Here is an 11,866-nt window from a genome sequence, read left to right on the forward strand (position 1 = left end):
TAATTTTCTCGTTTGGTTAGATAAAATGAATATACAGCGGCCAAACGAGGATCTCTGGCGAAATACGGACATGTATTCTCTGCTAGAACTGGAAAGCGCGACAACATGCTTGAAGTTCTCCTCTCAGATCCGTATTTCACACCTTAAATTTTCAGCGCTTGCTCATGCAACATCGCAATAAATGCCCGTGAAGCGGCGCTGCGGTAGCCCTCTTTGCGTTGCAACACCACGGCATGGCGTTCGGGCATGGGAACCGACAGCTTGATAGGCAGCAGCAGCGGATTACTCCGCGCTATGGCCTGCGGCAGAATGGTCGCGAGCTGGCCGTGGCGCACAATCTCGACGATGGCGCTAATCGCATTCGCCTCCATGGCAACCTGAGGATGGATCGCGTGCTGCTGGCAATATTCGTCCACGTAATGACGCGTGGCGAAGTCACCGTTGAGTAGCACCAACGGCACCTGCTGCACCTCCGCAACGCTCAAGGCAGTGCGGCGCTTGGCAAGCTGATGCCCCTTGCCCACCATCAGTTGCAGCCGCTCCGTGAACAGCCTGGTCGCGGCTATATCCGCAGAGTGAACCGGCTCGAAGGCAATCCCCAGATCCAATTGGTCATCGCACAATAACGCCTCCATCTTATCCTGCGTCATCTCACGGATGTTCAGCGCAATCCCCGGGTAGCGCCGGAAAAAACCGTCGACCAACGGGCCAATCAGGTAGGAGGTAAAGGTCGGGGTCATCGCCAAACGCAGGTTGCCGCGTTCCAACGTCGCGACATCCTGAATGGCCCGCTTGCCTGCATCCAGATCCTGTAACGCCAGCCGGGCATAGCGCATCCACGCCTGGCCGGCATCGGTGAGTTGCACCCTGCGCCCGGAACGGTCGAACAGCTCTACCTGCAGCGTCTCTTCCAACTGTTTGATCTGCTGTGACAAGGTGGGCTGAGAAACATGCAGCACCTCCGCAGCGCGGGTGAAGTTCCCCTGCTCCGCCACCGCCAGAAAGTAACGAATGTGCCGCAGTAACATAACGCCTCAACTATTAGTGATACCTATCGAGGTGATTATAAATGAGTCTTGGAACCTATAGCTAGAAAAGTCCATTCTTGCCTCCATTGAAAGCGAGCCACACATTGATGGAGTCACCATGCAAGAGGTTATTGACGGTTTTCTGAAGTTCCAGCGCGAGGCTTTTGTCGAGCGCACAGAGCTGTTCAAACGTCTGGCCACCAGCCAGAACCCACGCACCCTATTTATCTCCTGTTCCGACAGCCGATTGGTGCCGGAACTGATCACCCAACGTGAACCGGGCGACCTGTTCGTCATCCGCAACGCAGGCAATATCGTGCCTTCTTTCGGGCCTGAGCCCGGTGGTGTTTCGGCCTCGGTGGAATATGCCGTTGCCGCGCTGGGCGTAGAGGATATCGTGATTTGCGGCCACTCCGATTGCGGCGCCATGACCGCCATCGCCACCTGCCAATGCCTGGATCACATGCCCACCGTGGCCAACTGGCTGCGTTATGCCGATGCCGCCAAGGCGGTCAATCAGGCCAATGAACACGCCAGCGAGCACGATCGTATTAATTCGATGGTGCGAGAAAACGTCATCGCCCAACTGACCAACCTGAAAACTCACCCTTCGGTCGCGCTGGCGCTCGATCGAGGCAATCTGCGACTGCATGGCTGGATCTACGATATCGCCACCGGCTGTATAGACGCATTAGATGGCAATACCCGCCGTTTCGTACCGCTGGCTAGCAACCCGAACGTCACCGCCAGCCCAGCTATGCAACGTTTCTAATCTACCCAAACCTTTAGGAGTCAACATGACACAATCCCTACATAGCGTTTCAGCACGCCAAAGCCTGACCGACATCATCATGGATGCCAAAGTCCGTAAGGGCCTGACCTTTGAGGCGATTAACCAAGGCACCGGCTTGAGCCTGGCGTTTGTTACTGCCGCGCTGCTTGGCCAGCATCCGTTACCGGAACAGGCCGCCCGTGCAATAGCGGCAAAGCTGGATTTGGATGAAGATGCGGTGCGCCTGCTGCAAACCATCCCGGTGCGCGGCAGTATCCCCGGCGGCGTGCCGACAGACCCGACCATCTACCGTTTCTACGAGATGGTGCAGATTTACGGCTCAACCCTGCGGGCGCTGGTGCATGAACAATTTGGTGACGGGGTGATCAGCGCGATCAACTTCAAACTGGATATCAAAAAGGTCCAGGACCCCGATGGCGGTGAACGCGCGGTGATCACGCTGGATGGTAAATACTTGCCAACCAAGCCATTCTGAGAATTTACGCCATAAAGTAAGCTAAATTCAGCGTCCGGTGAGAGGCGCTGAACTTCCTTTTGGCGCACACTTATTGTACCGACATGACCAAGGTGGCAGATGCCGTGAAACTGCCGGTGATGGACTTGGTCAAATCCCGGGCCACCGGAGCTACCTGTAACTCATCTTGCCCAAAGCCATCAAGCAGCGTGGTACTAAATTTTTGGTTCGGTTTGACCACTTGGCCGTTACGGCTGACCATAACACCAACGTCATCGGGCAGCGTGGTGGCGATCAGCTCTGACGAGAAAGCCGCTGGAGCCGCAATGAGATTGATATCAACATTTTGTGTCACCGCAGTGTTGCAATGGTATTGCAGCGGTATGGTTTTGACATAACGGCTTCCATCGCTGCTGAGTTTGGTATTATCGATATCACCAAAGTCCACCTCAATGGCAGCACCATGGTTAATGGTACATACGACGGGTACTTGAATCAGTTGCCCCGCGGTCAACATACTCATAATTGGAGTGTCATTAATCACGGTCGGTACTTGATAATTACCTTTACTGACTAAACGGTAGCCTCGGAATAACTTGACCATGGGAGGAACTTGTATCACGCCCCCCAGTTGATCGCGGCGTAAACGCAGCGTAATGGAGGATCCCCCGTCACGAGCAAATGTAATCCCTCTGGTATAACGCCGGTTCGGCTTACCATCACCACCACCCTCTCCATACAGAATTCGTTCCGAGGGAACAACATGAAATCCCTCCCCCAACAGAGTGATTTTAACATCAAAATCTTCGTTTACCTTATAAAAGCCATTACCAAATTCCGAGGCTGGTAAATCTATCCGGGTAAAGTAATAACTGTATACGTTTGGAGTCGTTCCCGGATCGTAGTTGGACCAGCAGTTCACATAATAAATGCTAGGTACTCCACTATAGTTGAACGCAGCCGTGGCTCCCGCCTTGCTACTAGAAAAACTCCCTTTGGTCAGCGTGACACGGAAATCATTATTCCCATAATATGGCCAACAGGTCTGTTCCACCTCTTTAGCATTCGCCACTATAGGAATAAAGCAAAACAAGGCAAGGATCAATTTCACTGACATAGTACCCCTAATGATGTTGGTTATATGGTTAAAGCAACTCTATCGCATTGCGATTATTAAGAATGAAAGAGTAAAGCTCTTTATTATTTTGTAAGTTCAGCTTTTTCATTGCCGTTTTCTTCTGCGTAAAAATGGTCTTGACATTTTTCTTCAATATCCAGGATATGCTGGTTAAAGAGCACTCCTTGGACAGTAGTTTAATAACCTTTATTTCATTAACCGATAGCCGAGACCGACCACAAAAGTGGCATGACTTCGAAATAACACCGTCATGTTCAATGTATTTCATTTTCTCACGGCTTGCCAACTGACGAAAAACTCGTTCTATTACAATGGCCAGGGGCTCATCTCTATATATAATCGGCAGATGTCTCAAGCATTCGCACACCGGGTTTCTTTCTTTACCATCCTGTTCCCGTTCAACAATGGGAAAAAAAATCCCGTTGAAATCATGCTTGATATAAGGCATGGCCAGTAAGCAATCGGCTCTTGGTTCGACTTGGTGAAATATGATATCGGCATGCCGTGCTTCACCCGGCCAATCAAAAAATTGAAATAACTTGCCACGACATAAAAGTTCCTGCTCCAGGCAAAGCCTTAGGCCCAATGCAAAGACTGCATTGCTATCTTTTATAATTACTTTCAGCATGATCCCCTCTAGAATGCTACAATGTTAAATTATCCCACTGCAATTTTGTCACCTGTTATTATGGATAAACCAAGGTAAATGCCACATTCGCAGTAAAATCGCCTTCAACAATCCCTTGGTGTTCAATAGCTGCCTCTGATGCACTGACGTAAGCGGCAAACTTTAGGGTACGGTTACCGTCATGGAGTAAGTAAGATTTAATCGTCTTGTTAATCCCCAGTGGTTTTCCCTCCTCGGTCTCCAAGCCTATCGCAATACCTTCCGCCATCCCGTTTACTGCCAGCAAACCAGGCTGTTGCAAGTCCTCAACACCCTTGAAGGCAATCTCAACGCTGTTCCCCAAGCTGATATCACACTCTTCCAAGACAATAGAAAAACCATAACTGTGGGTGCGTTGATGCAGATAAAGCGTATTCTTAATGACATTACCTAATTTAACGGTTTGTTTAACCGATGCCATGCTGAGAGTACAGGGTTCTTCGACCAACTCACCGTGCAGAGACATATTATGATCCTGCGCCCAGCTGACGCTATTAATCCCCACCAGCATCCAGACACAAAATATCATCCGATAAAGCATCACGTTTCCTTCCACTTAAAAGTAGCTAGATACCAATGTCGCAATCGCATTGAATGGCCCTGCCTCTAAAGGCATTGCTGCCTCCTTTTTTACTGGCACCGCAATAAAACTGAACGTTATTGGGTCTGGTGCATCAAAAAATCGATTTAGTGTAATAGGCTCACCGTTAATATCTTGAATGGCAATACCCAAGTTGTTAACGTTGGTGGTCAATACATTCCCCATGCCACCTAACGTATCTCCTTGCAGTTGTAGGCGTAATTTTTTATCCCCACCTTGCTTACAATTTAGGGAAACCGCAGTGACTTGTGCATACTTCACGCCGTCTACTTTTTTAATCCCCACCCTGTCAAAATTGACGTCAATGGTTTTGCCACCGTTAAATTCACAGGCGGGTTCGAAAATGCGCCCCTTGAAATTCATAACCGTGCCACCATCGGCTTGTACCTGCGATACGCAAAGCATCAGGAATAGGGATAGCGCAGGCAAAGATTTACATAGCATAGGGCCTCCATCCAGCGTGCGGGATCACAAACTGATTAGTCATAATTCAGCTGAAAATTAACCACTGCGTAAAAAGCTCCGGGAATAAGCCGCTCGGCCGTACGCTGTGGGACAACGTAAAAAGTTAAGCGATTATCACCAGGCATTAATAGCTGAGCCTGGCTGGGCATCCCTGGCCATAACTGGCGATGCTGTTCATCCTCCAGCCGTAAAGCCAATCCCCTGGCCTGGCCTGTGACCGCGACCAGCCCTCCTTGCTGCTGTTTGCTGCGCAAGGTGATGGATACCGTTTGCTGGCCCGCTCCCCAGACCAGATTATTACCCTGTGTTGCACTGCGAGTTACCCCACCCCAGTGCCCACAATCGCGCAGCAATAAATGAAATGCTACGGGTGGCGCTTCGTCACCAAACCGGTTTAATACATGGCTGGCTATGCCCCCAAGGCTGACGGTTTGGTCTTCAGAAACCATCTCGAGCGTACAGGCCGATTTGACGATCGAGCCTTTAACCGCCAGTGAAGCAAACATGCCATCCACCTGGGCGTGGTTTTCTGCCAAAGTTGGCAATGACCAAGCCACCACTGTGCTAACCAATCCCCATTTTATGAGATCCAAAGCTTTCATCACCTTGTGCCATTCACGCTGCAGCGTTGCTGCGTACAGGTAAATGCCAGTTCAGGCCGCCCACCGTAATCATTGATATAGGTGACAACAGGCTCGTCATAGACTGTTGCTTTCACGTCGGTACGGCTTTTCGGCGCCAGAGTTACCGGCACAAAGCCGTTGTCTTCACGGCCTTTTCCCCGCGCCGCAATCCCTGACACGGTGATGTAATAAGGCGTCGGGTTTTCAATCTGGTATCCCGTGGCGGTTTTATGCAGCACCAACTGGTTTTGCCAAATTGCGCCGGGTTTCATCACAATGGATGCCGGGCGATAAAACAGCTTCACTTTAGTCTGTAAAGCGATTTGCATCACATTGGATTTATCACTGCGCGGGGGAATTTCGCGTAGATTAAAATAAAATAACGTTTCCCGATCCTGAGGCAACGCTTTAGCCTCAGGCAGGGCTGAAATTCTCACCATACTTTTGGCACCCGGTTCAATACGCTGGATCGGAGGCGTAATAATTAACGGCCCCGCGACTTTCTGCTGTTCATGATCCTCGACCCATGCCTGTGCCAAATACGGTAATTGCTTATTCTCATTACTGATATTTAAACTAATCGCTTTGCTGCCGCCTTCATAAATCACTCTGGTGCGATCCAGAGCAATCGCGGCAAAAGCCGTATGAATAGACGTAACAGTGAGAATAACAAACGTCATGAAAGCTGATTTACTCATAATATGATCTCTTGATTACTTGATAGTGTGGCACGGTAATAATAAATTTCCCTGAGCCAGCAATGGCTTAGGCAAGGACACCTGACAGCCTTTTGTGCCATTCCAGTTCACACTGAGCGATTCCCCGGCAGTGATACCCGATAGATAGGCCAGGCCGCCGTCACTGACAATGGCCAGTTCTCGCCCCTTCGGGTTAAGCACGCTGGCCCCAAATGGCGGATGCTTGCCGTCTGGCATGACAATCACCGCCAGTGCTTTTTCACCTTTCAGCAAGGAAAAACGCCGATAGCCAATAGCGCCCTCGGTTAACGTCGATTCGACCACCCCTTTGCTGACTTCTACATCATCAGCAAGCTGGTTAATATCTACACGGGTATCCGTGCGGTAATAACTATTCATGTTCGCCAAGACGGCGATCCCGAAGCGATTACTGTGAACTGCGCCCCCTTCTATCGGTACACCAGCAATTCCCTCGGTGCTTAGCATCAGACGAGTACCACCATTAGTTCCTGCTGGATGCAGTGCAGCCCCTTTTGACGTTGCGGTTAGCCCCCCTTGCATGGAAAGCCCGGCAGAAGTGGTGCTATTTTGTACGTAAGCCGCATTCAGGCTGATTTCGCTGTTATCACCGCGGTGAGTGTAAAAGCCGTTTACCTGCGTCGCCGTTTGCTGACCTCCCAGAGTGTTAACCCCGGCGGCAATTCGGTAGTTATTATTGATATCGACGTTATTGGTATAACTCAGCGCCTGATTCAAACGGTTATTTGAACTCTGCCCGCTATACCCCAAACTCTGGCCATTGCCCAACGGCACGGACAGGCTGACAAAAACGGCATCGTTATAACGCTGCTGATATTGGCTACGGCTAGCAGACACGTTTAGCGAGAGATCCTTGTGCCCCATAAAATCAAAGTAACGGCTTACCGACAGGCTATAGCTGTCCTCCGGCTGGCGATCCCAATAGCTTTGGTGGGTATAGGTGGCATACAGGCTCAGTTGGGCAGCCGTAAAGCTTTTATTAGCCGTTATGGTATACATCTCTTTACTGTGCGCGACGGCGCGCCCCCCAAAGCGGCTATCCAGGTATTGCCCCATCGACATAAAATCACGCTCAGAAAAGCGATAACTTGCAAACGTGACCTCACTGTCAAATTCATCAAAGCGCTTGGAATAGCTCAGCCGATAGGACTTGCCTTTCTTCTCGCCGTCTAACCCGGGTAGCCTGGCGATCGACTGGGTCACATCTGCCGACAACGCCCCCAGCATGAACAGATTCCGCCCCAGCCCAACAGAAACGGCCTGATAATCATTTGCCCCAACGGCGCCACCATAAAGCGACCAGTTGTTGGCCACGCCCCATGAGAACTCGCTGCTGGCAAACAAAGGCCCTTCTATATGATGCTGATAGGTAGAAGGACGGCCCACGGCGGTTTTATAACGCACCGTCCCCGGCCGTGTCAGATAAGGAACGTTGGCGGTATCCACGGCAAAGGTTTGCTGGGTGCCATCTTGTTCATTCACGCGAACATCCAGCCTGCCGCTGACGGCACGGTTCAAGTCCCGGATACGAAACGGCCCTGAGGCAACGGTAGTTTCATAAATCACCCGCCCTTGTTGAGAAACGGTCACCGTGGCGTTGGTTTTAGCAATACCGCGGACTTCAGGGGCATAACCACGTAGGTTAGGTGGCAACATGCGTTCATCGCTCGCCAGGCCCACGCCGGTAAAACGAAATGAATCGAAGATATCGGAATAAAAATAGTTTTCACCCAGCGTCAGCGTGGCATTCAAACGAGGTAGCGCCCGATAAGCGTACCAGCGGCTCCAATCAAAATGACGTTGCGCCTGACGTGTTGCAGAGGAGAACTCATAGTTGCCCTGATAATCTCCCCGTAGCCGCCAAGGCCCGATATTAACCCCTGCGGTACCGCTAAGACTGGCATTTCTTGAGCTTCCCCCCTGGTACATTTTGCTGGTTGCTGCGTTGAAGCTATAGTCCAGCAACACTCCCGGAATGCCATTATCCCAGCGGGACGACGGCGACCAATTAGGATCGCTGTATTCCAGAAAGGCCTGAGGAGCACTGACGTAAAGAGTTCCGCTGGCGATATCGCCCTTCAGCGTCAAACCCTGTAATGCAGAGAAGTCCGCACACTCTTTCTGGTGCCAAAAAATGATCTTGCTAGCGGCCTCTTCCGTCAGGCCCAGCCGGTTGACCAACTCGGCTGGAAAGCATAGCTTGGTGGAATTGGCAACGTTGGCGTCAGCATAAAAGGGGATGGTTTGTTCACGATCGGCAATATTCTGTTCATTAAGATAAACAGCCATAATATAATTGCCCGGCATCACATAGCCTAGCTGTGAAAATCGTGACAAATCAACGTTATTTCGATCTTCTGAGTCTAACACGTCGAGGTTGAATTCTATTGCTTGCGATAGTTTACTGAACCCCAGTAGTGAAATAAAAATCGCTACAGTAATCTTATTGATTCCGTTCATAGTTCAATCCAGAAATAAAAGTCCATTCTCAAAATATAGATAAGATTACTTTTAAGCGAAAATAAGGGCTATCGATAGCTAACGACTATATTCATCGTGGTGTAGTAACTCCCTGACGTCACTCGTTTGCCATTAGCCACTAAAAAGATATTGTATTTTAATAGCATTTCACCTGAATCGATCGAAATATCAGGCAACGGAACCCCAGGCGTAATTTTATGGCCTTGTTCATCCTGCACCATGAGTGCAAACCCACGATCCTGCAAATGTTCAACATATCCATGACTGCCAGGGCTAAAGGTCACTTCTATTGACTTATTCCCGTCACCTCTCCCGTCGGAAAAAACGCAATTAATCAGCCTTATTTTAAATGGATAGGCTTGGCTGATCCCATTGCGCTCAAGCGTTTTGAGTGGAATAGTCCCCAATTCAACCGTTTGAAAAGCATTATCCGGAGAGATAGCACAGGCAGACTCAAGAATAGCCCCTTTTAATTTAACCGTACCCTGTGCCCATACCGGCGTATTTAAGTATAGCAGAGCCATAAACAACAGAGTCTGGATGACCTTACACATGACAATCCATTGCAAATATCCGCCCTTTAAGTCACATAAAAAACGAAGCATAGGGTATATACCCTATGCCTCCCAATCTATTAAGGGTAAGTCAGCGTAAAGTTGGCAACGCTGGAGAATTCACCCGGCGTTACGGTACCATCAGTTTTATTACCTTGCAGATAAGCAGAGAAGTTCAGTTTGTTATTGCCTGCCAGCAAACCACGTGCCTCAGAAGGCTCGCCCAGCGTAATTTGCGTACCGCTACCATCGGTCAAGGCAACACCAGCACCTTTAGCGGTACCGGTGATCCCCAATAACTTGCTATTCTCTTTATCTTTAGACCCACCAAAGGTGATAACGACGTTTTTCTTCGTCGTAGTATCACATTTTTCCAAATCAATAGTAAAATTGCGTGGTGTAGAAGTTCCCGCCTTTGCCAACAATGAGTTTGACACCTGGCCAAGATCGACAGTTTGGTTAGAACTCTCAGGCGTAATTGAGCATGGCGAATCAATAATAGAACCGGTAAAGGTAATATTACCGCTACCCTGATCGGTTGCTTTACCCGGGTTAACTGCCGGTTCTTCTGCAATCGCCCCAAACGCAGAAATACCAGAAGCCATCACCATTGCCATTACAATTTTATTCATTTTCATAACTATTTCCATTCAGTTAATTTTGACTTTAAACTTCACTTAATCAAGAAGTGGCCAATATGCTCACCTTTCTCAATTCATGCACCACAACCGTAATAGTCACCTACAAAGCTGCGATGAGGAGTATCTTAATCCGCTAATGAGAAAATATTTTAATGAACTCTCCTTAAAAAATAAAATGTAAGAGAATTTAATATAAATTAGCTATAAATCAATAACATATAAACATTTAAAACGATATTAAATCGTTATTTAAGCGCATTTAAGACATATAAAAAAGGCCATGCTAGCGAAATCTGCATGGCCTTAATTGGAGGTAAAAAGCTAATGATAAAAAGGGTTACGTTTAGGCTTACTTAACAAATCGACATAAAAGTTGCGGGATGGGATTCGTCGATATCAGATAGCCATTTTCCCCATTACGCTGAATGCCGACATTAGTCCAGCCATTCGACTCTCTGATATAACTGTAAAGAAATTTTTTAGCCAAGGGTTCGGGCAGAGTATCAAATGGCGCAACATTGAGCTTGTCGGTTCGAATGAGAAATGAGTTATTATTGCTCACCGTATAACTTACCACGGCATCCCGTTTAATGGTATACTCTTTGCCTTGATCGGTGAGTGTTCCACTATATGAGATCACACCATATCCATTTGAAAACAAGAAAAATATCCCCGCCTGTATAACAACCGTTTTTTTATCTGAGACATAGTCATATTGCACCTGTGAGTAACAACTGATGCCTTCCCGAAGCTGTCTTTTATTCATATAGTCAATTAAAACAACAGCTACTGCCGTCAGTGACAGTATAGCCGCAACTAAACACCATTTTCTTTTCATTATTAGCTCTCAATAAAGTAGCGATATATTGACCTACAGCTGCTTCCTTTATCTAAAGCATCACCATCACAGACAATCAAAGACTCTCGCGGCAATCCGGTATAGAGTGAAATATAAACCCGCTCTTTATTGTCACAGTGTAAATCTGCCTTAATGGGTAAGTTACCCCCATTGTTTTTCACTTTGTTTATAAAATAACTATCAACATATAGCTGACATTCATTATAGTCACCCCAGTACGAATAATGATAAAGCATGCTTTGTGTTTTTAGATATTTACCGTAAATAAAATCAGCCACTGCAGCAATAACAATAAAAAGTGAAATGACAGAGATAAATACCAAGCTTATCGTTCTAAGGTTGTAATGAGGGGGAGTATTATTACTACTTACATCACGCAGTCTTTCATCAAGAATATGATTAGGCAATGTGTGACTGGCCATTTGCGCCCCGTTGTCTAGCCTAAGATCAACGCACTCTTCATACTCAGCAATCTCTACCGTATCTGCCACCAGCATACCACGTCTTGGGATGGTGATAATAATATCCTCCTCAAGACCTAGTTGCCGAAAGGCCTTTCGTATCATGGCAATGTTTTGGTACAGCGTATTGGTGTTAATTGGAATGCCATATTTTTCCCACACTTCCTCAAACAGTTCTTTTTGTGTAGTGATTTCAGGTTTATTTTTTAACAGAATTTGTAAACAGTTATTCGCTGGTGTGGTGAGGACAATTTCATCATACTTGTTCCCGATATCCGTCAGAGAACCTGAGCTTTTATCGTAGATAACATGATGATTTAAGATGATTTTACTGCTCATGCTCACTCTTCTATATTGATATTCT

General features: G+C 47.9%; 14 protein-coding genes. 2 read left to right on the forward strand and 12 right to left on the reverse strand.

Annotation, left to right across the window (positions count from 1 at the left end; translation table 11 throughout):
- Positions 1-143: 143 nt before the first annotated feature.
- Entirely contained in the window at positions 144-1,028 is an 885-nt protein-coding gene (cynR, locus tag ACX9GU_RS18035) for a transcriptional regulator CynR (protein WP_473192421.1), read from the reverse strand.
- A 118-nt stretch (positions 1,029-1,146) separates the two neighbouring features.
- Here cynR and ACX9GU_RS18040 point away from each other — a divergent pair, with 118 nt between their 5' ends.
- Both ACX9GU_RS18040 and cynS read left to right on the forward strand, forming a co-directional pair.
- Positions 1,147-1,800 carry a carbonic anhydrase gene (locus ACX9GU_RS18040; RefSeq protein ID WP_473192422.1) on the forward strand — a complete coding sequence of 218 codons (654 nt, stop codon included), beginning with the start codon at positions 1,147-1,149 and terminating at the stop codon, positions 1,798-1,800.
- Positions 1,801-1,825: 25 nt separating this feature from the next.
- The gene (gene cynS, locus ACX9GU_RS18045) at positions 1,826-2,296 is read left to right on the forward strand and encodes a cyanase (protein WP_473192423.1); all 471 of its coding nucleotides are present in this window, start codon (positions 1,826-1,828) and stop codon (positions 2,294-2,296) included.
- A 70-nt stretch (positions 2,297-2,366) separates the two neighbouring features.
- Here cynS and ACX9GU_RS18050 read toward each other — a convergent pair whose 3' ends face one another.
- The 11 genes from ACX9GU_RS18050 to ACX9GU_RS18100 form a co-directional block, all read right to left on the reverse strand.
- On the reverse strand, positions 2,367-3,392 hold the full coding sequence (locus ACX9GU_RS18050; protein ID WP_473192424.1) for a fimbrial protein: 1,026 nt from the start codon (positions 3,390-3,392) through the stop codon (positions 2,367-2,369).
- A 28-nt stretch (positions 3,393-3,420) separates the two neighbouring features.
- Positions 3,421-4,041 (reverse strand): hypothetical protein, encoded by a 621-nt coding sequence (locus tag ACX9GU_RS18055; protein ID WP_473192425.1) that lies wholly within the window; start codon positions 4,039-4,041, stop codon positions 3,421-3,423.
- Positions 4,042-4,099: 58 nt separating this feature from the next.
- Positions 4,100-4,621, reverse strand: coding sequence for a fimbrial protein (locus tag ACX9GU_RS18060; RefSeq protein WP_473192426.1), 522 nt, complete (start codon positions 4,619-4,621; stop codon positions 4,100-4,102).
- A gap of 15 nt (positions 4,622-4,636) precedes the next feature.
- The gene (locus ACX9GU_RS18065; RefSeq protein WP_473192427.1) at positions 4,637-5,125 is read right to left on the reverse strand and encodes a fimbrial protein; all 489 of its coding nucleotides are present in this window, start codon (positions 5,123-5,125) and stop codon (positions 4,637-4,639) included.
- A gap of 35 nt (positions 5,126-5,160) precedes the next feature.
- Positions 5,161-5,739, reverse strand: a complete 579-nt coding sequence (locus tag ACX9GU_RS18070; protein ID WP_473192428.1) for a fimbrial protein — start codon at positions 5,737-5,739, stop codon at positions 5,161-5,163.
- Between the two features lie 8 nt (positions 5,740-5,747).
- Entirely contained in the window at positions 5,748-6,467 is a 720-nt protein-coding gene (locus ACX9GU_RS18075; protein WP_473192429.1) for a fimbria/pilus periplasmic chaperone, read from the reverse strand.
- 15 nt (positions 6,468-6,482) lie between these two features.
- Positions 6,483-8,966 (reverse strand): fimbria/pilus outer membrane usher protein, encoded by a 2,484-nt coding sequence (locus ACX9GU_RS18080; protein WP_473192430.1) that lies wholly within the window; start codon positions 8,964-8,966, stop codon positions 6,483-6,485.
- A gap of 68 nt (positions 8,967-9,034) precedes the next feature.
- Positions 9,035-9,592, reverse strand: a complete 558-nt coding sequence (locus tag ACX9GU_RS18085; protein ID WP_473192431.1) for a fimbrial protein — start codon at positions 9,590-9,592, stop codon at positions 9,035-9,037.
- A gap of 29 nt (positions 9,593-9,621) precedes the next feature.
- Positions 9,622-10,179, reverse strand: coding sequence for a fimbrial protein (locus ACX9GU_RS18090; RefSeq protein WP_473192432.1), 558 nt, complete (start codon positions 10,177-10,179; stop codon positions 9,622-9,624).
- 352 nt (positions 10,180-10,531) lie between these two features.
- Complete coding sequence (locus tag ACX9GU_RS18095; protein WP_473192433.1) at positions 10,532-11,020, reverse strand: hypothetical protein; 489 nt, start codon at positions 11,018-11,020, stop codon at positions 10,532-10,534.
- Positions 11,021-11,022: 2 nt separating this feature from the next.
- A complete protein-coding gene (locus tag ACX9GU_RS18100) occupies positions 11,023-11,841 on the reverse strand; it encodes a winged helix-turn-helix domain-containing protein (protein ID WP_473192434.1) in 819 nt (272 codons plus the stop codon).
- Positions 11,842-11,866 lie beyond the last annotated feature (25 nt).

Source organism: Serratia sp. K1WW1, assembly GCF_055790865.1.

Excerpts from the sequence above, each read along its gene's own strand:
- ACX9GU_RS18065 (WP_473192427.1), bottom strand. The coding sequence starts at position 5,125 with ATGCTATGTAAATCTTTGCCTGCGCTATCCCTATTCCTGATGCTTTGC.
- cynR (WP_473192421.1), bottom strand. The coding sequence starts at position 1,028 with ATGTTACTGCGGCACATTCGTTACTTTCTGGCGGTGGCGGAGCAGGGG.
- ACX9GU_RS18095 (WP_473192433.1), bottom strand. The coding sequence starts at position 11,020 with ATGAAAAGAAAATGGTGTTTAGTTGCGGCTATACTGTCACTGACGGCA.
- ACX9GU_RS18090 (WP_473192432.1), bottom strand. The coding sequence starts at position 10,179 with ATGAAAATGAATAAAATTGTAATGGCAATGGTGATGGCTTCTGGTATT.
- ACX9GU_RS18100 (WP_473192434.1), bottom strand. The coding sequence starts at position 11,841 with ATGAGCAGTAAAATCATCTTAAATCATCATGTTATCTACGATAAAAGC.
- cynS (WP_473192423.1), top strand. The coding sequence starts at position 1,826 with ATGACACAATCCCTACATAGCGTTTCAGCACGCCAAAGCCTGACCGAC.
- ACX9GU_RS18075 (WP_473192429.1), bottom strand. The coding sequence starts at position 6,467 with ATGAGTAAATCAGCTTTCATGACGTTTGTTATTCTCACTGTTACGTCT.
- ACX9GU_RS18060 (WP_473192426.1), bottom strand. The coding sequence starts at position 4,621 with ATGCTTTATCGGATGATATTTTGTGTCTGGATGCTGGTGGGGATTAAT.
- ACX9GU_RS18050 (WP_473192424.1), bottom strand. The coding sequence starts at position 3,392 with ATGTCAGTGAAATTGATCCTTGCCTTGTTTTGCTTTATTCCTATAGTG.
- ACX9GU_RS18055 (WP_473192425.1), bottom strand. The coding sequence starts at position 4,041 with ATGCTGAAAGTAATTATAAAAGATAGCAATGCAGTCTTTGCATTGGGC.
- ACX9GU_RS18080 (WP_473192430.1), bottom strand. The coding sequence starts at position 8,966 with ATGAACGGAATCAATAAGATTACTGTAGCGATTTTTATTTCACTACTG.
- ACX9GU_RS18040 (WP_473192422.1), top strand. The coding sequence starts at position 1,147 with ATGCAAGAGGTTATTGACGGTTTTCTGAAGTTCCAGCGCGAGGCTTTT.
- ACX9GU_RS18085 (WP_473192431.1), bottom strand. The coding sequence starts at position 9,592 with ATGCTTCGTTTTTTATGTGACTTAAAGGGCGGATATTTGCAATGGATT.